The 19933-nt window shown below is 61.3% G+C and carries 19 protein-coding genes; 5 read left to right on the top strand and 14 right to left on the bottom strand.

What is annotated here, in order from left to right; translation table 11 throughout:
- Nucleotides 1–213: 213 nt before the first annotated feature.
- Complete coding sequence (locus J1W56_RS18410) at nucleotides 214–399, bottom strand: hypothetical protein (protein WP_223614750.1); 186 nt, start codon at nucleotides 397–399, stop codon at nucleotides 214–216.
- A gap of 265 nt (nucleotides 400–664) precedes the next feature.
- Here J1W56_RS18410 and J1W56_RS18415 point away from each other — a divergent pair, with 265 nt between their 5' ends.
- Nucleotides 665–931, top strand: a complete 267-nt coding sequence (locus J1W56_RS18415) for a helix-turn-helix domain-containing protein (RefSeq protein ID WP_105733374.1) — start codon at nucleotides 665–667, stop codon at nucleotides 929–931.
- A gap of 89 nt (nucleotides 932–1020) precedes the next feature.
- Here the strand turns inward: J1W56_RS18415 and J1W56_RS18420 are convergent, their stop codons facing one another.
- From J1W56_RS18420 to J1W56_RS18435, 4 genes are all read right to left on the bottom strand, one after another.
- A complete protein-coding gene (locus tag J1W56_RS18420; RefSeq protein ID WP_223614751.1) occupies nucleotides 1021–1845 on the bottom strand; it encodes an alpha/beta hydrolase in 825 nt (274 codons plus the stop codon).
- 83 nt (nucleotides 1846–1928) lie between these two features.
- A complete protein-coding gene (locus J1W56_RS18425; protein ID WP_223614752.1) occupies nucleotides 1929–2843 on the bottom strand; it encodes an ABC transporter permease in 915 nt (304 codons plus the stop codon).
- 5 nt (nucleotides 2844–2848) lie between these two features.
- Entirely contained in the window at nucleotides 2849–3631 is a 783-nt protein-coding gene (locus tag J1W56_RS18430) for an ABC transporter ATP-binding protein (RefSeq protein WP_223614937.1), read from the bottom strand.
- Nucleotides 3632–3741: 110 nt separating this feature from the next.
- On the bottom strand, nucleotides 3742–4716 hold the full coding sequence (locus J1W56_RS18435) for an ABC transporter substrate-binding protein (protein ID WP_223614753.1): 975 nt from the start codon (nucleotides 4714–4716) through the stop codon (nucleotides 3742–3744).
- A gap of 117 nt (nucleotides 4717–4833) precedes the next feature.
- On the opposite strand from J1W56_RS18435, the gene J1W56_RS18440 reads away from it, so the two are divergent.
- Genes J1W56_RS18440 through kynA form a run of 3 tightly spaced genes read left to right on the top strand, consistent with a single transcriptional unit; the run spans nucleotide 4834 to nucleotide 7671 of the window.
- Nucleotides 4834–5577: a GntR family transcriptional regulator gene (locus J1W56_RS18440; RefSeq protein WP_223614754.1), complete on the top strand. Its 744-nt coding sequence runs from the start codon at nucleotides 4834–4836 to the stop codon at nucleotides 5575–5577.
- Between the two features lie 22 nt (nucleotides 5578–5599).
- Nucleotides 5600–6835 (top strand): kynureninase, encoded by a 1236-nt coding sequence (gene kynU, locus J1W56_RS18445; RefSeq protein ID WP_223614755.1) that lies wholly within the window; start codon nucleotides 5600–5602, stop codon nucleotides 6833–6835.
- Nucleotides 6832–7671, top strand: coding sequence for a tryptophan 2,3-dioxygenase (kynA, locus tag J1W56_RS18450; RefSeq protein WP_223614756.1), 840 nt, complete (start codon nucleotides 6832–6834; stop codon nucleotides 7669–7671). Before kynU ends, kynA begins: the two co-directional genes overlap by 4 nt.
- Nucleotides 7672–7683: 12 nt before the next feature.
- Here the strand turns inward: kynA and J1W56_RS18455 are convergent, their stop codons facing one another.
- The 7 genes from J1W56_RS18455 to J1W56_RS18485 form a co-directional block, all read right to left on the bottom strand.
- Nucleotides 7684–8043 (bottom strand): hypothetical protein, encoded by a 360-nt coding sequence (locus tag J1W56_RS18455; protein WP_223614757.1) that lies wholly within the window; start codon nucleotides 8041–8043, stop codon nucleotides 7684–7686.
- 243 nt (nucleotides 8044–8286) lie between these two features.
- The gene (locus J1W56_RS18460; RefSeq protein ID WP_223614758.1) at nucleotides 8287–9603 is read right to left on the bottom strand and encodes an NAD(P)H-dependent oxidoreductase; all 1317 of its coding nucleotides are present in this window, start codon (nucleotides 9601–9603) and stop codon (nucleotides 8287–8289) included.
- A 68-nt stretch (nucleotides 9604–9671) separates the two neighbouring features.
- A complete protein-coding gene (locus J1W56_RS18465) occupies nucleotides 9672–10661 on the bottom strand; it encodes an aldose epimerase family protein (protein WP_223614759.1) in 990 nt (329 codons plus the stop codon).
- Nucleotides 10662–10696: 35 nt separating this feature from the next.
- The gene (locus J1W56_RS18470; RefSeq protein ID WP_223614760.1) at nucleotides 10697–11674 is read right to left on the bottom strand and encodes an ABC transporter permease; all 978 of its coding nucleotides are present in this window, start codon (nucleotides 11672–11674) and stop codon (nucleotides 10697–10699) included.
- Complete coding sequence (locus J1W56_RS18475) at nucleotides 11671–12672, bottom strand: ABC transporter permease (protein WP_374042774.1); 1002 nt, start codon at nucleotides 12670–12672, stop codon at nucleotides 11671–11673. The genes J1W56_RS18470 and J1W56_RS18475 overlap by 4 nt, the downstream gene beginning before the upstream one ends.
- Complete coding sequence (locus J1W56_RS18480) at nucleotides 12669–14207, bottom strand: sugar ABC transporter ATP-binding protein (protein WP_223614761.1); 1539 nt, start codon at nucleotides 14205–14207, stop codon at nucleotides 12669–12671. Before J1W56_RS18480 ends, J1W56_RS18475 begins: the two co-directional genes overlap by 4 nt.
- Nucleotides 14208–14310: 103 nt before the next feature.
- The gene (locus J1W56_RS18485) at nucleotides 14311–15291 is read right to left on the bottom strand and encodes an ABC transporter substrate-binding protein (protein ID WP_374042775.1); all 981 of its coding nucleotides are present in this window, start codon (nucleotides 15289–15291) and stop codon (nucleotides 14311–14313) included.
- A gap of 176 nt (nucleotides 15292–15467) precedes the next feature.
- On the opposite strand from J1W56_RS18485, the gene J1W56_RS18490 reads away from it, so the two are divergent.
- Complete coding sequence (locus tag J1W56_RS18490; protein ID WP_223614762.1) at nucleotides 15468–16619, top strand: LacI family DNA-binding transcriptional regulator; 1152 nt, start codon at nucleotides 15468–15470, stop codon at nucleotides 16617–16619.
- Here the strand turns inward: J1W56_RS18490 and J1W56_RS18495 are convergent.
- Together J1W56_RS18495 and J1W56_RS18500 are read right to left on the bottom strand one after the other, a co-directional pair.
- Complete coding sequence (locus J1W56_RS18495; protein ID WP_223614763.1) at nucleotides 16588–17952, bottom strand: sigma-54-dependent transcriptional regulator; 1365 nt, start codon at nucleotides 17950–17952, stop codon at nucleotides 16588–16590. The genes J1W56_RS18490 and J1W56_RS18495 overlap by 32 nt on opposite strands.
- A 2-nt stretch (nucleotides 17953–17954) precedes the next feature.
- On the bottom strand, nucleotides 17955–19751 hold the full coding sequence (locus J1W56_RS18500) for a sensor histidine kinase (protein ID WP_223614764.1): 1797 nt from the start codon (nucleotides 19749–19751) through the stop codon (nucleotides 17955–17957).
- Nucleotides 19752–19933: the final 182 nt, after the last annotated feature.

Consider the following 19933-nt stretch of genomic DNA (forward strand, 5'->3'; position numbering starts at 1 on the left):
CGCCGGAAGACATGGTTTATTTTGCAATTGAAGATTGCATCCACATTGCACAGAACGGGAAAATGAGAAATTTTATTATATATTTCAATAATTTATAGCGTTTTTGTTTACGATTTCTTAAGCAAAAAAGGCATTCGGCGTGTCAGACGCTGTTCGCCGGCATGCCGCAAGGCGCGCCCTGTGCCTGGCGCCGCCGCGATCCCCCGGAAGGGTTTAACGGGTCTTTTCCACCACGCAGACCGGACCCCGCTCCGGGTGGCGCGAATCCGTGTCGACGCAGGTCGCATCATACCGGAACGTATCGTAGTAGACACCGCCTGCGCATCCCGTCAGCAGGGGAAGGCCTGCGGCCAGCGTCAAAAATACCGGTTTGAAATATTTCAGGGGGTGATGGTTCATTTCCGCCGCATCTTTCCTATATATAGCCTGTCACAAGTGACACAGTGGCGTAACAATCCACTGATATTCTTTAGGAATTGGTCGAGTTAACATTCCGCGAATTACAGTATTCTACTGACATCTGGTGCCTAAATAAGGCATGTTCGGACGGAGCTTTGCGATCACGTTTTTGGTGATCGCTGATAAAAGGCTTGATCGAAGACGATGGACGTATAAGTTCTGCCTTCCGATTTGTTAACCAACCATTCACGTTAGGAGCAAAGCGATGAGCACAACCGTCGGCGACTATTCATTGCCAGAAGCCATTTCCACGGCGATAGCCAATGGTACAAACATTGTTAGGGCGTTCCGCGAACAATTCGGATATTCCGTAGAGGATTTGGCCGTTGCGTGCGGTCTTACAACCCTTGAAATTGATACAATTGAAAGCGGGCAGAATTCCGACCCGACGAAATTGGAACGCATTGCCCATGCCCTCGGGCTGCCGGCAAATGCCATGACGCCTGACGTCTCAAAACGTCTAAGCGCATGAAATAATTGATTTTTTAAATCAAAAAATCCAAAAGACTGCCAGAGCCAAATCCCAACTCTGGCAGTCTTTTGATTCTGGTGATTGCCTGCCTACAGGCAGAGCAGCGTACGCGTCAGCGGGTGCTCGCCATCGGCCAGACCGTCAATCACATCGAAATGATGCTTTCCCGCCTCTTCCACCACATCCGCGTGACACTCGAAGCCTGACCAGATATTGGCCAACAGTGTGCTCTGGCGTACGAATTCCGGCCGTTCCGCGCCGCCGACCCAGGCTGTCACATCAATGCCTTCCTGCGGTTCGAGCAGGGCAGGGCTCTCCAGCCGCGCCTCGACAGCATCGAGATGAAACGTTTCATTCATCCGCGTCTTCATCAGGGGACGCAGGTCGCCGAGCGCCGATATGGGCACCGTTTTGCGGATGCGATGGCGAATCGGCTGCCCGAGCGGCGAGGTGGACGACACCATCCGCGCGACGAGATGCCCGCCCGCCGAATGGCCCGTCAGGTGAACCGGTCCGGGGACTTCTCCCGCGGCATGGGTAATGGCGGTGCCAATCTGCACGGTGATGTCGCTGATGCGGGCCTGCGGGCACAGCACGTAGGATGGGATGGCGACGGCAAACCCGTGCGTGAGCGGCCCCTTTGCCAGATGCGACCATGCCGACTTGTCGAAACTCATCCAGAATCCGCCGTGCACGAACACGACGAGGCCCTTCGCCTCACCGCGCGGCATGAAGAGATCGAGGACATTGCGTTCATGCGGACCGTAGCCGATATCGGCCCTCAGCCGCCCGGCGGTCGTCATTTCCGTGCGAAAGTCCGCGGCAAGCCCCTTCCATCTCGGCGGAAAATCATTTCCCCCGGGGATGTAGGCGCCATTGGAATAGGCGGCGTCCCAGTCGAATTTCGCGCTCATGACGGTTCCCCCATCGATGCCGTTGCCCAAGACTATCAGAGGACGAACCCGGCGCAAAATGCCGGGTTCATCATGCGGGTTGTCTATTCCCGTATCTTTTCGCGAATCTGCGTACCGGAACCCGATTTGCGCAGGTTGGGCAAGGCCAGCATCAGCAGAACGAATGCGCCGGTGGCGAATTTCAGATCGGCCGGGGCCAGACCAAGCGTCAGGCAGAAGGAAATCAGCTGGTAATAGACGATCGAACCGACCACCGGCGCCATGACCTGGCGCAGGATGGTTTGCCGTCCGGTGATCGCTTCGCCGATGATCAGCGCCGCAAGCCCGTTGATCAGGATGCCGAAGCCCATGTTGACGTCGACGAAACCTTGCGTCTGCACCATGATGCTGCCGCCGGTTGCCGAAAGCGCACTGGCAACGCCGACGCCCATGATGGTGGCGATGCCGACATTGATGCCCTGTGCCTCGGCCATGTCAGGGCTTGCGCCGACGGCGCGCATCGACGTGCCCTTTTCCGACATGAAGAAATACAGCATCAGGCCGACAACCAGGGCAATCAGGGCGCCGACGATCAGGATTTTCACCCATGAAACATTGGCAGAAGGACCCGCAAGAATGGTGAAGACCGTGTCATAGGTGAAGAGCGGAATGTTTGTGCGGCCCATGATGCGCAGGTTGATGCTGTAGAGCATCGTCATGACCAGGATGCCGGCGAGCAGCGTGTTGATCTTGAAGCGCAAATGGATGAATGCCGTGGTGCAGCCGGCGAGAAAGCCGCAGACAAGCGCGACACCGCAGGCCAGAAACGGATTGACGCCCATGCTGATCAGCGTGCCGCAGACGCAGCCGCCGAGCGGGAAGGCGCCTTCCGATGTCAGATCCGGGAAATTCAGGATGCGGAACGGCAGCATCACGCCGAGCACCACGAAGGCGACGATCAGGCTTTGCGCTATCGTGACGGGAATGAGACCGTAGAAACTGGTAAGAATGTCCAGCATGCTGCTCAACTCCCCTGCAATGCGATGGCGTCGGATTTGGTGTGAAACCGGTCAATCAGGTCGGGTACGGTAATGCCGCGTTTCTCCTCCTGTCCGATCTCAAGCAGAACCTTGCCTGCATCCATCATGACGATCTTGTTGCCGTACTTGATCGCATGTTCCATATTGTGCGTGACCATCAGCGTGGTCAGCTTCAGTTCCTCGACGGCGCGCACGGTCGTGTCCATCACCAGCTTGGCGGTGCGCGGATCGAGCGCGGCCGTATGCTCGTCGAGCAGCAGCAGTTTGGGCCGGGTCGACACCGCCATCACCAGCGATAGCGACTGGCGCTGGCCGCCGGACAAAAGCCCGACGGGCATGTCCAGCCGGTTTTCCAGGCCGAGATTGAGTTCCGCGAGCTGTTCACGATATTTGGCCTTGCGCGGCGCGGTCAGCCCATAGGAAAAGCCGCGCGGCTTGCCGCGCAATTCGGCCAGCAGCATGTTCTCGCCGATGGTCATGGTCGGCGCGGTGCCGATCATCGGGTCCTGGAACACGCGGGCAATGAACTGCGCACGGCGATGCGCGTTCAGCTTGGTGACATCCTGGCCGTCAATCGTGATGCGTCCGGCATCGAGCGGCAGTTTGCCGGAAACGGCGTTGAGAAAACTGGACTTGCCCGCGCCGTTGCTGCCGATGACGATGCAGAAGTCGGCCGGTTTGAGCGCGATGTTCAAGCCATCAAGCGCCCGGCGTTCATCCAGCGTGCCGCGATAGAAAATCTTTGTGCCGCCCGTTACGGCAAGCATGTTGGTAGTCATGTTTGAGCCCCTCAAACCAGGACGAAGCGCCCCGTGTCAAAAGTTCCTGCGCCTGTGATGGCGCAGGAACTATATGTTTGCAGACGATAGGAGAAGGCTTATTTGACGAAACAGCCGCAATCTTTGAGGGAGTCCGGGGCTTTATGCCCGGTTTTCTCCAGGACCTTCTCGTTGATCAGCGCCGCGTGATCCGCATAGGACGGCTTGATCGGTGCGAGGCTGGCAGCGGACTTTCCGGCAATGATCTCTGCAGCAAGCTTGGCGGCGTTCTGGCCAACCTTGGTGTAGGACACTTCGAAGGCAGCGGCGACAAGGCCGTCACGCACGGCCTGGGCCGAGGCATTGACGATCGGGATATTGATGCTGAGCGCTGCGGCGGCAACAGCGGGAACGGCCGGCTGCACCAGGTTCGAGGCCGGTACGTAAATGACATCGGCCTTGCCGGCGAGCGAGCTCACGCGCATCGGAATGTCATTGGTATTGTCGAGACCGACTTCCACGACGGTCAGGCCCTGCGCCGCGGCAGCTTCCTTGACCAGCTTCAGCACGGCAACGTCATTGTCTTCACCCGGATTGTAGAGATAGGCGAGACGCTTGGCATCCGGCAGCAGCTGCTTGATGAACTTGACGACGGAGTTGACGTCCTGCAGATCGGACGCACCGGTCATGTTCTTGTCGCCGGCTTCCCAGGAGGGTGTCAGCTTGGCGACGACCGGATCGGTCACGGCGGCGAAAACAACCGGCGTGCCGGTGTTGCCGACGATCTGGCGGGCGCCCTGTGCCACCGGCGTGGTGACGGCGAGGATCAGTTTCGGATTGGCCGAAGCCAGTTTCGTCACCATTTGCGGAATGAGCGTTGCGTCGAAATTCACCTGCAGCTCATCGAAAACCGCATCGGTAATGCCGAGCTTGACCAGTTCAGCCTTGAAGGCGGTGACTGTTTCGTCCAGCTGCGGATGCTTGCCGAACTGCGCAATGCCGATCTTCGTTTCCGCATAGGCTGCGCTGAGCCCAAGCCCCATTCCCAGTGCTGCAGCAAGCGCTGTCCGCACGACGTATTTTGCACCGATCATCGATTGTTCTCCATTTTTTGTTGGCTTTTTATTGGCCTCGCCTCCTCAGGCTTGAAAATAATATAACAAACGTGAAATGATATACAAACAGAAAATGGCAAAGGCCGAGGGAACGCAATGGCCGAAAGCATCAAGTCGGAAAACCTCTATACAGCGTTGCGCTCGCGCATCCTGAACGGTGACCTGCAACCAGGGCAATCTCTGCGGTTGCGCACGCTGGCCGCCGAACTCGGCAGCAGTGCCACGCCGGTGCGGGAGGCGCTGAACCGGCTGCAGGCGGAGAGCTTTGTCACCACCGAGGCCAACAAGGGCTTTCGCGTGGCCATCGTCACCCTGGAGGAACTGCAGGATCTCGAAGCGGCGCGGTCCGTCATCGAAACCCAACTGCTCGTCAGTTCCATCGAGAACGGCGACCGGGACTGGGAGGCCAATCTGGTCGGGGCGCATTACCGGCTGTCGACCTGCGAAGTGCCCAATTCCTTTTCGCAGTTCGAGGCAATCGATGTCTGGGACGTCGCCCACACCGAATTTCACATGGCGCTCATCGCCGGGGCGTCATCCAAGTGGCTGCTCAACTTTGCCCAGCAGCTGCATGCCCAGCTGCACCGCTATCGCCGCCACATCATCCTGCGGATCGATCACCTGACCCGTGTCGCGCAGGAAAACAGCGACAAGTCGCTCGGCAACCTGTCGCGCGAAGCGCTGGGGATCGATGCCCATACCGCCTTGATGGAGGCGGCGCTTGCCCGTGACAAGGCCAGGGCGGCGGCCCTGATGCTGGACCATGTGCGGCTTGCCAAGGACGCCTTTCTGAAACTTGCCAAAGCCAGCGGCATCGCCGGCTTTGATACGGCCGCCTGACAGATCAAAGAGAAGAGTGACGATGACACGGATCAATGCAACACATTCGGATGAGACGGATACCCTGCGCCATTTCCGCGAGCGGTTCGATCTGCCGGATGGAGTGATTTACCTCGACGGCAATTCACTGGGCGCCCTGCCGAAGACGGTGAAAGCCCGCGTGGCCTACACCATCAGCGAGGAATGGGGCAATCAGCTCATCCGCAGCTGGAATACGGCGGGCTGGGTGCATCTGCCGCAAAAGGTCGGCGGACGGATCGGCCGCCTGATCGGGGCGCAGGAGGGCACTGTCGTGTCGGCCGACAGCACCTCCATCAACCTGTTCAAGGTGCTGTCCGCCGCGCTCGGCCTCAATCCGGGCCGCAGCAAGATTGTCTCGGAACGGGAGAATTTTCCGACCGATCTCTATATCGCCGAGGGTGTCGCCAGGCAGATCGGTCAGGGCCACCGGCTTGTGCTGGCTGACAAGCCTGCCGATATCCCGGCGATGCTGTCGGATGATGTCGCGGTTCTCATGCTGACCCATGTGAACTATCGCACGGGCTATCGGCACGACATGGCCGCGATCACCCAAGCGGCACATGACAAGGGGATTCTCGTCATCTGGGATCTCGCCCATTCCGCCGGTGCCATGGCGATTGATCTCACTGGAGCGGACGCGGATTTTGCCATCGGCTGCGGCTATAAATATCTCAATGGCGGCCCCGGCGCGCCGGCGTTTCTCTATGTCAATCCGCGCCATCACGGCGGCTTTCGCCAGCCGCTGTCCGGCTGGTTCGGGCACCGCGCGCCCTTCGCCTTCGAATCATCCTATGCACCATCGAACAGCATTGACCAGTATCTGTGCGGCACGCCCTCCGTGCTTGGGATGGTGGCGATGGATGAGGCGCTGGCGCTCTGGGACGACGTGGACATGGATGCGCTGCGGGCCAAGTCCGTGGCGCTGTGCGATTTCTTCATTCAGGAAGTCGACGGTTTTGCCGGAGAATTCGGCCTGACGCTGGTCACGCCGCGCAACCCCGATCAGCGCGGCAGCCAGGTTTCCTATTCCTGCGACAATGGCTATGCCATCATGCAGGCGCTGATCGCCCGCGGCGTCATCGGCGATTTCCGCGCGCCCGATATCATCCGCTTCGGCTTTACGCCGCTCTATCTCAGCTTTGCCGAAGTGTCCGAAGCGGTTGCCATCCTGCGGGACATTCTGTCGACACGGGCCTGGGATGCACCGAAATACAAGGTGAGGGAGGCCGTCACATGAGCCGCACACCCTACAATCCGGAGACGGAAGGCGCGCAGATGTCCTTCGACGGGCGCATGTCCTATGGCGATTACCTGCGCCTCGACAAAATATTGACGGCACAGGCACCGCTCTCCGACGCCCATGACGAAATGCTGTTCATCGTGCAGCACCAGGCGTCGGAAATCTGGATGCGGCTGGTCATCCATGAACTCATGTCGGTCTGCGAACACATTGCCAAAGACGATCTTGCGCCGTCGTTCAAGATGCTCAGCCGCGTCTCGCGCATTCTCGACCAGCTGAATTCCGCCTGGGACGTGCTCCGGACCATGACGCCGAGCGAGTACACGACCTTCCGCGAGGCGCTCGGCATGTCATCGGGTTTCCAGTCGTTCCAGTACCGCGCCATCGAATTTCTGGCCGGCAACAAGAACGCCGCCATGATGCGTCCGCACGCCCACAGACCCGATATTCATGCGTGGCTGGAGGGTATCCTGCGCGCGCCCAGCATTTACGACCAGTCCATCCGTCTGCTGGCCCGCAAGGGCTTTGCCATCGACGCGGCGGTGCTGGAGCGGGATTGCGCGTTGCCCTACGAGGCCAATGACAGCGTGCGCGATGCCTGGCTGGTGGTCTACCGCTCGCCGGAGGCCCACTGGCCGCTGTATGAACTGGCGGAAAAGCTGGTGGATTTCGAGGATTATTTCCGCCGATGGCGGTTCAACCACGTCACCACGGTGGAACGCATCATCGGCTTCAAGACCGGCACGGGCGGAACATCCGGCGTCAACTACCTACGCAAGATGCTCGATGTCGTGCTGTTTCCGGAATTGTGGAGCATGCGGACCGAACTTTAGGTCCGCATTGCGTCAGGCGGCGTATTTGTCGATGGCGACGCAGTCCATCGCCGACTTGGCGTGAATGTGGTTGCTGTGCGCAAAGCCGTGCCTGGCAATGGCTGCCAGATCGTCGTCCGGCTTGATCGGCCGTGACCACCAGTTGTCGTTGAGCACCCAGCCCTGGGCGGTGGCGCTTTCGACGTCCTGGCTGTCAGGGCGCAGCACGCAGGATTCATGCATGATTCGGGCATTGGGGGAGCGCCTGTTCATCATCTTGCGGCCTTCGGCGAGGGCGGTGGCCTCGTCTTCGGCAATGACAAGCTGATGAAACAGATGACGTGTCTGTTTGTATTTGGTCAGATAGGCAAATTTGACTTGATACGCTGGCACTTCATTCTCCTGCACCAAAGACTCAGTCGTTAACCATTTATTAATATTGGCACTTGACACGGCTTTTTCAAGGAGATGCAGGTTTTATACAGGTTTATTTGCGGGCGGTTTTCATTGCCTGCGCGTTCGACAAGCCTTTGTTTTCAAATAATAAAGTTATTTTGTTTCATGGTCGAAATAAAAAGCCGTCCTGCCCTTGGGGGCAGAACGGCTCAAATGTGGCGTCAATCGGCTTGACGCGAATCAGCCATAGACGAGCTTGTCCTGCCGCTTCCGCAGCTCGACGATCTTCGAGCCGGGGATGGGGGCGGCATTGGCGCTGGTGATGAGTTCGCCCTTGGCGATGGGCGCCGTCACCGTGCCGCCCTGCAACAGGCCGCAGGGGATGGCTCCGGCGGCCCGCGCTTCCGGCGCCGTCATGATCCAGGCGCGGTAGCAATATTCGCCGATCGCATCGAGTGTCTCGCCGACCTTCAGGTCCTTTTTCGCCACCGCGCAGACTTCCGCCACGGGCTTGGCCAGAGGCACCATGTCGGCCTTGCCGTAGAGCACGACGCGCGCACAGGTCAGCGGCACTTCCAGCGAGGTCAGGTGATAGGGCCGGTGGAAGGTGAAATACGGGCCCTTGCCCATCTTCAGATCCTCCATCCGCTCCGAAATGCGCGGATGCGACATGTCGGCGACCACGAACACGCCCGGCGCCACGCCCTTGCCGATGGAATAGTCGACGACGCCGACCCGCGACAACAGCCCGCCATCCTTTTGCGGGATCAGCGTCTTGTTGAGCTGGTCCAGCGTGGCGGCGGGGCCGTGCATGCCCGCCTTGTCGGGCACCAGCCCCGTCGCATTGGCGATCGCCGCCATTTCCACCATGGTCTTCGAGCCGTCGACGAATTCCACCAGCATGCGCACATTCATGTGGCGCCGCGCCGCCTCCTCTTCGTAATCGTCGGGAATGGCATCGATGTTGAGCGGGTTGTTCTTGCCCTTGCCGGCGGCAACGATCGGATGGCCCATGGCCGAGACGAACTCGATCAGCTCCATGCAGGAGGACGGCTCGTCGCCGGCGCCCAGCGAATAGGTGACGCCCAGGCGGTCGGCCTCGCTTTTCAGATACGCGCCGATGGTCACATCCGCCTCGACATTCATCATGACGAGGTGCTTGCCGTGCTCCATGGCTCTGAGGCCGATCTCGGCCCCGACCGCCGGAACGCCGGTCGCATCGATCACCACGTCGATGAGATCATTTTCGAGGATGAGGTCGGCATTGTCGGTGACGGCGATCCTGCCGCCTTCCATCGCCGCGGTCAGGGCCGAGGCGGTGTTGACTTCTCTGGAATGCCCCGGTTCCTGATAGGCGATATCGACGGCTTTGAGCGCATTGGGCAGGTTCAGTTCGGAAATCGCGCCGATCTCGACGCCCGGCATATGCGCCACCCGCGTGACGATGTCCGTGCCCATCTCGCCCGAGCCGATCAGCCCGATGCGGATCGGACGGCCCGCATCCGCCCGCGCCTGCATGTCCCGCGCCAATCCCGTCAATGCTACATTGCTCGCCATACCAAAACGCTCCTCATCCGGCTGCTTTGCGTTCCGGCATAGGACGGGAGACGGCGCTTGGCAACAGGCTAGATCTGCAGGAAGCGGAATTCCGTCTGCTGCCGGTAGGTCTCGCCGGGCCGCAGCACGGTACCGGGGAAATGCGGCTGGTTCGGGCTGTCGGGAAAGTGCTGGGCCTCCAGGCACAGGCCCGCATGCGGCCCGTAGCGCCTGCCGCCAAGGCCGGTCAGTCCGGGGGCGATCATCCGGCCGTCGTAGAATTGCAGGCCGGGTTCGCTCGTATGAACCTGCAATTCAAGGCCATTATCCGTAGCGAGCGACGCGGCATGGCGCAGGCCGTCCCTGAGTGCACCGCTCAGCACAAAATTGTGGTCATAGGCCGCGGGCGGGTGCGCGCCGATCAGGCGCGAGGCGCGAAATTCGAAGGGCGTTGCGTCGACCGGCAGGATGTCGCCGGTCGGAATGAGGTCGTCCGCGACCGGTGTGTAGCTGTCGGCGAAAATCTGCAGCCGGTGGCCGCGGATATCGTCCGACCCGTCGAGATTGAAATAGCTGTGCTGGGCAAAATTGGCGACGGTCGGCGCATCGGTCGTCGCTGTGATGTTCATGCACAGCGTCGAATCCGCGGTGAAGCGGTAGGTGCAGCGCACCTCCATTGCCCCCGGGAAACCCTGGTCGCCGTCGGGCAGCCGCAAGGCGAGCGTGACCGACGAGGCGCTCCAGTCGGCGATGGTCCACAGCCGTTGCGACGTCCCCATCGCGCCGCCATGCAGGGTCTGCTTCGCGCCTTCATTGCGGTCGAGCTGGTAGTCCCTGCCGTCTAGGCTAAAGCGGCCATGGGCGATCCTGTTGGCGTAGCGTCCGACCAGCGCGCCGAAATAGGGCGACTGGGCGGGATAGGGATCGACGTGGTCGAAGCCGAGCACCACCCGTTGCGGCGTGCCGTCCGCCAGGGGGATGTGCAGGTCGCGGATGACCGCGCCCCAGTTCAGCACATGCGCCAGCGCACCGGATGGCGACTGGATCGTCGCCTGGAACACCGGTTCCCCGGCGAACATTCCGAAGGGCTGGGGGCCGAGCAGCGCGCGCACGCTCAGTGGTCCCGCACAGCTGCATTGCCGCGCGCGGCGAGCTTCGCCTGCAGAACAACGACGATGAGCAGAAACAGGCCGCGAATGACCGACTGCCAGTAGGCGGAGAGCGAAATCCAGCCCTTGCCGTTCTCGAAATTGAGAACGTTGAAGAGAATGCCGAGGAGCAGCACGCCCGCCAGCGTTGCCCCGACCGAACCGACGCCGCCGGTCAAAAGGGTGCCGCCGACGACGACGGCGGCGATGGCAAAAAGCTCCCAGCCGACGCCTTCAATCGGCTGGCCCGCGCCAAACTGCGAGGCGAGGATGACGCCGGCCAGGCCGGCAAGCCCGCCGCTGGCAAAGTAAACCAGAAACTTGATCCGGCCGACCGGCAGGCCCATCATGCGCGTCGCATCCTCATTGCCGCCGACGGCCAGCACGCCGCGTCCGGTACTGGTGAAGTTGAGGATGATCCAGCCGGCGATATAGGCGGCAAGTGCTATCCATGCCGGGATGGGGAAGCCGAAAGAGTTGTCCTGGCCGATGCTGGTAAAGCCGCTGTCATAGGAAACGGAAACCGACTGGTTGTCGGCGAGCAGCAGGGCGGTGCCGCTGGCCGCCAGCATGGTTGCGAGCGTGGCGATGAACGGCATGATTTTCAGCCGGGTTACCAGCGCGGCGTTGACGAGGCCGACGCAGAGCCCGGCACCGACGCCGGCTCCAAGCCCGATCCATACGCCCTGCGGGCTGAAGAGCGCGGCGACCACGCTGCCGAGCGCTGCGGTCGACCCCACGGAGAGGTCGATGCCGCCGGTCATGATGACGAAGCACATGCCAAGCGCCACCAGCGCGAACATCGAATTGTAGCGCAGCACGCTCGATATGTTGAAAAAGCCGAGGAAATAATCATAGCGCAGCCAGCCGAACAGGACGAGCAGCAGCAGCGCGACCACCACGCCGTACCTGCCGAGCAGGGATATCCATCGTGTCCGGGTCATGCGTGCGCCCTGCCTTGCTGCTGGATCCAGACGGCAAGGATGATGATCCCCGCCTTGACCACCAGTGCGGCGGCATCGGGCACGCCATTGGCGAGCAGCGTGTAGCGCACCAGCTGGATCGTCATGGCGCCGATCAGCGTGCCGATGATGGTAGCTTTGCCGCCGCTCAGCAGCGTGCCGCCGACGGCGACCGCGGCGATGGCGTCGAGCTCCATGCCGAGCCCGACCAGATTGGCGTCGCTGGAGGAGTTGATGGCGATGACGACGAGCCCGGCCAGTCCCGCGCACAGGCCGCTGATGGCGTAGACCAGCAGCTTGACCCTGGCGACGGCAATGCCGGACAGTTCTGCCGCCCGTTCATTGCCGCCGATGGCGATGATCTGGCGGCCAAACACCGTCCGTTTCAGCATCCATGCGGCGGCGAGGACGATCAGCAGCATCAGGATGACCTGCACCGGAATGCCGAGCACCCGGCCAAGCCCGATGAACTGGAATTGCGGCACGCGGAATGTCTGCAGATTGCCGTTGGTCATGACCTGCGCGATGCCGCGCCCGGCAATGAACAGCACCAGTGTGGCAACGATGGGCTGGATGCGGAAGGCGGAGATGAGCCAGCCATTGAACAGGCCGAACAGCCCGGCAACGGCGATGGAAACGAGCATGGCAGCGGCAACGGCGAGATAGATATTGCCGATGGGCATGATCTTGCCGAGGAAGATCATGGGCGCCAGGGCGCCCGAGATGGCCATGAGCGACCCGACGGAGAGGTCAATGCCGCCTGTCGCAATGACCAGTGTCATGCCGACCGCGACGATGACGATGGTGCAGACCTGGGTGAGGTTCACATTCAGCGTCTGTATCGTTGCAAAATTGCGGGTGAACGCCAGATTGAACAGGATCAGCAGCAGCAGCGCGATCAGCGTGCCGTAGCGCGCGAGGAAATCGAAGGGATCGAAACGCCGGGCTGTCGTGCGCGCCATTTGGGGTGTGTCGGTCATACCAGGGCCTCCGCGACAGCGGGCGCATTGCCATGGGCCATGGCGCCCATGAGCGCATCTTCGGTGGCGGCGGCGCGGCCGAATTCGGCGACGCTGATACCGTCGCGCAGGACAAACACCCGGTCAGCGCCCTCGATGACCTCTTCCAGCTCGGAGGAGATCATCAGCACAGCCAGTCCCTGGTCCGCCAGCGATTTGATCAGTGACTGGATTTCGCCTTTGGCGCCGACATCGATGCCGCGCGTCGGTTCGTCGAGAATGAGCAGGCGCGGGTTCATCGCCAGCCAGCGGCCAAGCAGGACTTTCTGCTGATTGCCGCCGGAAAGCTCGCGCACCTTCTGGTCCGGTCCGGAGCATTTGATGCCGAGCTGTTTGATGAAACGTTTCACGATCTCCTGCTGCGCCTTCTCGTCGATGACCCCGGATTTGGCGAGTTTCGGCATCAGCGCCAGCATCATGTTTTCCGCGACGCTCATATCCGGCACGATGCCTTCGCTCTTGCGGTCTTCGGTGCAGAAACCCATGCCTGCGGCGATGGCGTCGGAGGGCCGCCGGGGTTCGAACGTCTTGTCGCCATAGGTCATGGCACCTGCTTTCAGGCGGTCGATGCCGAAGACCAGCCGCGCCGTTTCGGTGCGGCCCGCGCCGAGCAGTCCGGCAAAACCGGCGATCTCGCCGCTGCGGATGGTGAAGGAGACGTCCTGAACGATCTGCCCGACGGCGAGATTGTCGGCGGACAGCAGGACCTTGCCGATGTTCTTTTCATCGCGCGCGGTGAAGGCCGTGGCGTGGCCCTCAGTCTTCTCAATGCTGCGCCCCAGCATGGACGAGACGAGCTCGATCTTTTCAATTGCGTCCATGCGGGCGGTCCTGATCGTCCGGCCGTCGCGCATGATCGTCACGCGGTCGCACACCGCATAGAGTTCATCCAGCTTGTGGCTGACGAACACCACGGAAACGCCGTCCTGTTTCAACTGGCGGATGACGTTGAAGAGGACGCCGACTTCGCGCTCGTCGAGCGAGGAGGTCGGCTCATCCATGATGACGAGCTTGGCGGAAAAGCCGATGGCGCGGGCAATGGCCACCATCTGCTGGGTTGCCGTGTTGAATTCCATCAGGGGGCGGCGGACATCGGCGCGGATATTGAAGCGCTGCAACAGGTTTTCAGCCTCCCGGTGCATGCTCGCCCAGTCGAGCAGGCCGAAGCGGCGTTTCTCCCGTCCAAGGCAGATGTTCTCCGTCAGGGAACGGTAGGGCACCAGATTGATTTCCTGATAGATGGTGCTGATGCCGTTCGCCTGCGCCTGCTGCGGCGAGGCGACTTCAAACGGCTTGCCGTCGAACGTCACCTCGCCCGCGTCCCGCCGGTGATAGCCGGTCAGCACCTTGATGAGCGTCGATTTTCCCGCGCCGTTCTGGCCGATCAGCGCATGCACCTCGCCGCGGGCCACGGTGAACGAGGCGGCGGAAAGGGCAGGGATACCCGCAAAGCGCTTGTCGATGCCTGTCATCGACAGAAGAATATCGGTGTCCATTGCAAAGCCGTTTCTGAAATCATCCGGAGCTTTTGCCTGGATGCAGGGTTGCACCAGACATGAAAAAGCCAGCGCTACATGGAAGCGCTGGCTTCATCAGATATCAATAGGCGGAGCTCAACAATTTTGCCGCATTGCCGGCATCGTAGAACTGGTCCGGATTGATGATCTTCGGGGCGATTTTCTCCCCGGCGGCATAGGCGGCTGCCGTATCGTAGGCCTTGGGGCCGAAGCGCGGATTGCATTCGACCACCGCGGCAATCTTGCCGTCGACCACGGCCTGGACCGCTTCCTTGCCGCCATCGATCGACAGGACGAGGATGTCCTTGCCGGGCACCTTGCCTGCCGCTTCAATGGCGGAAATCGCGCCGATCGCCATCTCGTCATTGTGGGCGTAGATGACATTGGCGTCGGGATGCGCCTGCAGCAGGGTTTCGGCGACCTGGCGGCCCTTGTCACGGGCAAAATCGCCGGTCTGCGAGGCAACAATCTTGAAATCCGAATGCTTGGCGATGACGTCGTCAAAGCCCTTCTTGCGGTCATTGGCAGGCGAAGATCCGGTCGTGCCTTCAAGTTCGATGATCTTGGTCTTGCCCTTGGCATTGGCCACCAGCCATTCGCCGATGCGCTGGCCCTCTTCGATGAAGTTGGAGCCGATGAAGGTCACATAGTCGTCGCCGGCCTTGGCGAGGGACGGATCGACGCTGCGGTCAAGCAGGATGACCGGAATGCCGGCGCTCTTGGCGGCCTTGATCGCCGGAATCAGCGGCTTTTCCTCGCGCGGTGCCAGGAAAATTAGGTCGACGCCCTGTGCGATCATCGAATTGACGTCGGCGACCTGCTTGGCCGCGGAGCTTGCCGCATCCGTGTAGACAAGCTGCCAGCCGCGCTTCTTGGCCTCTTCCTGCATGCTGGCGGTCTGGGCCAGACGCCACGGATTGTTGCTTTCCGTCTGGGCGAAACCGACCTTGTAGGTGTCTTTCTTCTTTAGCGGCGGCGACGCGGCGAAAACACTGCCTGCAGCCATGGCGGCGACGAGGCCGGCGGCCGAGGTGAGCAATAGGGTACGACGGGTGATGGACATACGAATTTTCCTCCCAGAAATTCAGAGCGTGGAAATTCCACTGGCCTGATCATCTTCATTTATAAAAATTAGTCAATAATTATTTATGTTGATTAGCCGGTGTTTCGCTGCATAATCATTCCCACGCGGTTTGATTGATTCAGCCGTGCTCGCATGTGGCAAAGGGCTGTTTTCGAATGAATGATACAGTGGATGATGTGACCACTGAAAAGAAAAAGCCCGTCCGGGTCACGGCCCGGCGCAAACGCGTCAACAAGCGCGTGACGATGACCGATATCGCGCGCATCGCCGGCTGTTCGCAGGCAACGGTATCCTTCGTGCTCAACAAGACGCCGGGCATCAAGCTGGCGGCGGAAACGCGCGAACGCGTGATCGAGGCTGCCCGCTCGCTCGGCTATGCCGCGCCCAACTTTGCCCACCTGGACGGCCATGATGCCTATGCGCCTGCGGTCGACGGCAAGATCGGCTTCGTGGTCGACCAGCTGGCAACCAGTCCCGAAGCGGTCGTTGCCATTGAAGGCGCGCGGCAGGCCTCGTGGAATGCAGGCAACATCATTCTGGTTGCCCAGACATTGAATGATCCCGAGATGGAGCCGCGCACCATCCGCGCCCTGCGCGAGCAGGGGATTTCCGCGCTGATCTATATGGCGATCTTTACCCGCGAGGTGACGTTGCCGGACTACCTCTACAATCTCGATATCCCGCTGGTGCTCCTCAACTGCTATACCGCCGACTATGCTTTTCCGGCGGTCGTTCCGAGCGAGATTGCCGGCGGCCAGCACTCGACCCGCCACCTGATCCAGCACGGCCACCGGCGCATCGGCATTATCACTGGCGAGCCGTGGATGGAGGCGGCGAAGGACCGGCTGCGCGGCTATCGCCGGGCACTGGCGACCGCCGATATCCCCTTCGATGCGGAACTGGTGATCGAGGGCGACTGGTCGGCAAGCGCGGGCTACAAGGCGACGAAGACGCTGCTGGCGCTGAAGGACCGGCCCACTGCCATCTTCTGCCAGAATGACCGGACCGCCATCGGCTGCTACGAAGCGCTGAAGGAAGCGGGCATCCGCATCCCGGAGGATATTTCGGTCATCGGCTATGACGATGAAGAAATATCACGGCACCTGCACCCGCAATTGACCACATCCGTCCTGCCGCACCGGGCCATGGGCCGCTGGGCCATCGAACAGCTCGACAGCTATGCCCCTGGGAGCGGAACGCGCTATCCCATCACCAAGCTCGAATGCCCGCTGGTCGAGCGTCTCTCGGTGACGGAGCGCGCCGGGTTGAACGGTGCTAGGTCTGGTCCGGGTGTGACTTTCCTTTGACATAGTCAGCCCGGTCGATGCCGTGGCGCTGAAGCTTGTCGTAGAATGTCTTGCGCGGAATGCCCAGGGCCTCGATCGTCGTCCTCACATCGCCATTGTTGCCGGTCAGGGCCTCGCGGATGAGTTTTGCCTCATGGCGTTCCATGGCTTCGGGCAGGGTGAGCGTGCTGGCCTGCGACGGCGTGTGTTCACTGGTCATTTCATCCAGACCCAGCGCAACCCGCTCGGCGAAATGCGCGAGTTCGCGCACATTGCCGGGCCAGTCATGATCCATCAGCCGCGCGCGCATCGCCGTGTTCATTTCCTGCGGTTCCGTCTTGAAGCGGATGGCGGCGCGATGCAGGAAATGCGTGAACAGCAGCGGAATATCCTCCTTTCGCTCACGCAAGGGGGGGATCGAGACCGTGACGACATTGAGACGGTAGAACAGATCTTCGCGGAAATTCGCCCGCTGTTCGGGGCTGCCGAGATCCACCTTGGCGGCGGCGACGACGCGCAGGTCCACGGGCCTGTGTTCATTGGTGCCAAGCGGCGTGATTTCCCGCATTTCCAGAACGCGCAGCAGTTTGACCTGCGTGGCCAAGGGCATGCTTTCGATCTCGTCGAGGAACAATGTACCGCCGCTGGCATGTTCGATCCGCCCGATACGCTTGTTCTGCGCGCCGGTGAAGGCTCCGGCCTCATGGCCGAACAGCTCGCTTTCGATCACCGATTCCGGCAGGGCGCCGCAGTTGAGCGCAACGAAATTGCCCTGCCTGCGGCGGCTCCATTCATGCAGGAGACCGGCGGCCACGTCCTTGCCGCTGCCGGTCTCGCCGGCGATCAGCACGTCCACATCGGCATTGGCCACATGACGCAGCGTTTTGCGCAGATTCTGCATCACGGGTGTCTGGCCGATCAGCGGCACTGTTTCGTCGGAGGCCTCCATGAATTGCCGCAGCTGGCGGTTTTCCATGACAAGCTGGCGCTTGTCTGCGGCGCGGCGGATGCTCTGGACGAGGCGCTCGGCCGGATAGGGTTTGGCAATGAAATCGTAGGCGCCTTCCTGCATGGCCTCGACGGCCATTTCGATATCGCCATGCCCGGTGATCAGGATGACGGGCAGGTCCGCGTCCATCGCGCGCAGGCGCCGGAAAAATTCCAGTCCGTCCACATGCGGCATGCGGACATCGCTGACGACGACGCCGGCGAATTCCGGCGTCAGGAAGCGCAGGGCACTCATGGCATCGGCGAACGGAATCACGCTGAACCCGGCAAGTTCCAGCGTCTGCCTGTTGGCGTTGCGCAGGTCGTCATCATCGTCGACAAACGCGATTTGCGGCTGGAAACCCATGATCAGGCAACCCTTTTGAGATGGACGGTGAATCGGGTTCCGGCGCTGCTGCTGTCCACTTCGATGCGTCCGCCATACTCGGCGACGATGTCGTGGCAGATGACCAGGCCAAGCCCGAGCCCGCGGTCCTTGGAGGTATTGAAGGGGGTAAACAGCGCCTGCATGATGTCATCGGGAATGCCGGGGCCGTTATCGGCCACGGTCAGCTGCACCTCGTCATCGGCGACGGCGTAGCCGACGCTGATCCGGCTGGATGGCCCGCCTTCGGTTGCCTCCAGCGCGTTCTGCATCAGATTGATCAGCACCTGTTCGAGCCGGATGCGGTTGCCATGCACCCTCAGCCCGGCCGGCGGCGTCTCGGTCGTGATCTTGCCGACCGTCTGGCGGAAACGGCTGCCGAGCAGCAGCAGCGCGCCTTCGATGACGTCGCTGACGTCAGCCGGACCGGCATCGCCGGTGCCCTTGCGCGAGAAGGTGCGCAGTTCATCGGTGATGCTGCCGATGCGTTCGGTCAGGCCCGCGATGGCCGACAGGTTTTCCCTGGCCGGTTCGACCTGATTGCGCGACAGAAACGTCCCGGCATTGTCGGCATAGGCGCGGATGGCCGCCACGGGCTGGTTGATCTCATGCGCAACACCCGCCGTCACCTGCCCGAGAATGGCAAGGCGGTTGGCCTGCACCAGTTCCTGCTGCACGGTCTGCAATTTGTTCTCGGTTTTCTGCCGCTCCTCCGCCTGCATCACCAGTTCGGCATGCGCGGTGCTCAGCGCTTCGGTGCGTTCCGCCACGCGGCGCTCCAGTTCGCGGCGCGCCAGTTCCTGCTCCTGCAGGCGCTGCAGCGCCAGGCCGCGGCGATGCAGAAAAAAGGCGGTGAAGCCGAGGACAGGCGCAATGACCGCCAGGGCCGCGAGCTGCGCGGCACGGATGGCTTCGCTCACCGCCGCGCCGGCCGGGGTCAGCAATTGCAGGATCCAGCTGGTTGTCGGCACGGGAACGCGGACCCGGACATATTCCGCGTCCTGGCTGGAGCCCGGCAGCTGGGCGGTTACCCTGTCCGGCGTCGCGGTTGTCAAGGCGGGCGCGACGTTCAAAGGTTCGAGCGGCGCATTGCCGAACTGCAGGCTTTCCCGGATCGGGCCGAGCTGTTCGGCCGGGATCGGTGCCTGCGCCATGAAGCGCCATTCGGGAAAGCTGGTGATCAGCACGATGCCGCGAGGATCAAGGACATAGGACGGGTCGCTGCTCCGGCGCCAGTCGGCCTCCAGTTCGTCGAACTCGACCTTGACGACAATCACGCCAAGCAGGCCGTTCGGACCGTCGATGCGCCGCGAAATATACAGGCCCGGCCGTTTGCTGATCGTGCCGAGCGCATAGTGCTCGGCGCTGCCATTGGCGAGTGCGCGCAGATAATAGGGGCGGAAACTGTAGTCGACGCCGACAAAGCTGGTCGGTTCCTGCCAGTTGCTGGCCGACAGGGCCGTGCCCTTCGCATCGAGGAGATAGATGACGGACGCGTGCGTGCCTTCGATCAGGCTTTCCAGCTTGCGGTCGACAAGATGCAGCATGCTTTCGCTGCGGGATGACAGCGCGCTGATGAGGTCGCGGTCCTGCGAGAGGACGAAGGGCAGGGAGCGTTGCTTCTCCAGCACGGTCCGCAGCAGGACGGCATTGAGTTCCGCCGCGCTTCTAGCCCGGGTTTCCAGCGCGACATAGGCGCGGTTGCGGCCGTAATCATTGGCTGCCAGCAGGGCGCCGAGGATGATGAAAACGGCCAGGGCGCCATAGACGATTTTGCCCATGGTGCTGAATCCCCCGGTCCGGGGCAGTATATCGGCATCGTTTGGCAGGGGACGGTCCATGGCTGATTTGTGCATATATCCGCACGATTGACAATCTGTTTGTGCGAAATTCCGCACATTTTTATATCCCACGCCCGGAGGATGGAAATAATATGTAACAAAATCAATGTATTATCAAATAG

This window comes from Phyllobacterium calauticae (assembly GCF_019991125.1).
Taxonomy (GTDB): domain Bacteria; phylum Pseudomonadota; class Alphaproteobacteria; order Rhizobiales; family Rhizobiaceae; genus Phyllobacterium; species Phyllobacterium calauticae.

Excerpts from the sequence above, each read along its gene's own strand:
- J1W56_RS18435 (WP_223614753.1), bottom strand. The coding sequence starts at position 4,716 with ATGATCGGTGCAAAATACGTCGTGCGGACAGCGCTTGCTGCAGCACTG.
- J1W56_RS18465 (WP_223614759.1), bottom strand. The coding sequence starts at position 10,661 with ATGTTCGCCGGGGAACCGGTGTTCCAGGCGACGATCCAGTCGCCATCC.
- J1W56_RS18425 (WP_223614752.1), bottom strand. The coding sequence starts at position 2,843 with ATGCTGGACATTCTTACCAGTTTCTACGGTCTCATTCCCGTCACGATA.
- J1W56_RS18410 (WP_223614750.1), bottom strand. The coding sequence starts at position 399 with ATGAACCATCACCCCCTGAAATATTTCAAACCGGTATTTTTGACGCTG.
- kynU (WP_223614755.1), top strand. The coding sequence starts at position 5,600 with ATGACACGGATCAATGCAACACATTCGGATGAGACGGATACCCTGCGC.
- J1W56_RS18480 (WP_223614761.1), bottom strand. The coding sequence starts at position 14,207 with ATGGACACCGATATTCTTCTGTCGATGACAGGCATCGACAAGCGCTTT.
- J1W56_RS18430 (WP_223614937.1), bottom strand. The coding sequence starts at position 3,631 with ATGCTTGCCGTAACGGGCGGCACAAAGATTTTCTATCGCGGCACGCTG.
- J1W56_RS18485 (WP_374042775.1), bottom strand. The coding sequence starts at position 15,291 with ATGTCCATCACCCGTCGTACCCTATTGCTCACCTCGGCCGCCGGCCTC.
- J1W56_RS18460 (WP_223614758.1), bottom strand. The coding sequence starts at position 9,603 with ATGGCGAGCAATGTAGCATTGACGGGATTGGCGCGGGACATGCAGGCG.
- J1W56_RS18415 (WP_105733374.1), top strand. The coding sequence starts at position 665 with ATGAGCACAACCGTCGGCGACTATTCATTGCCAGAAGCCATTTCCACG.
- J1W56_RS18475 (WP_374042774.1), bottom strand. The coding sequence starts at position 12,672 with ATGACCGACACACCCCAAATGGCGCGCACGACAGCCCGGCGTTTCGAT.
- J1W56_RS18440 (WP_223614754.1), top strand. The coding sequence starts at position 4,834 with ATGGCCGAAAGCATCAAGTCGGAAAACCTCTATACAGCGTTGCGCTCG.
- J1W56_RS18490 (WP_223614762.1), top strand. The coding sequence starts at position 15,468 with ATGAATGATACAGTGGATGATGTGACCACTGAAAAGAAAAAGCCCGTC.
- J1W56_RS18470 (WP_223614760.1), bottom strand. The coding sequence starts at position 11,674 with ATGACCCGGACACGATGGATATCCCTGCTCGGCAGGTACGGCGTGGTG.
- kynA (WP_223614756.1), top strand. The coding sequence starts at position 6,832 with ATGAGCCGCACACCCTACAATCCGGAGACGGAAGGCGCGCAGATGTCC.
- J1W56_RS18500 (WP_223614764.1), bottom strand. The coding sequence starts at position 19,751 with ATGGGCAAAATCGTCTATGGCGCCCTGGCCGTTTTCATCATCCTCGGC.
- J1W56_RS18420 (WP_223614751.1), bottom strand. The coding sequence starts at position 1,845 with ATGAGCGCGAAATTCGACTGGGACGCCGCCTATTCCAATGGCGCCTAC.
- J1W56_RS18495 (WP_223614763.1), bottom strand. The coding sequence starts at position 17,952 with ATGGGTTTCCAGCCGCAAATCGCGTTTGTCGACGATGATGACGACCTG.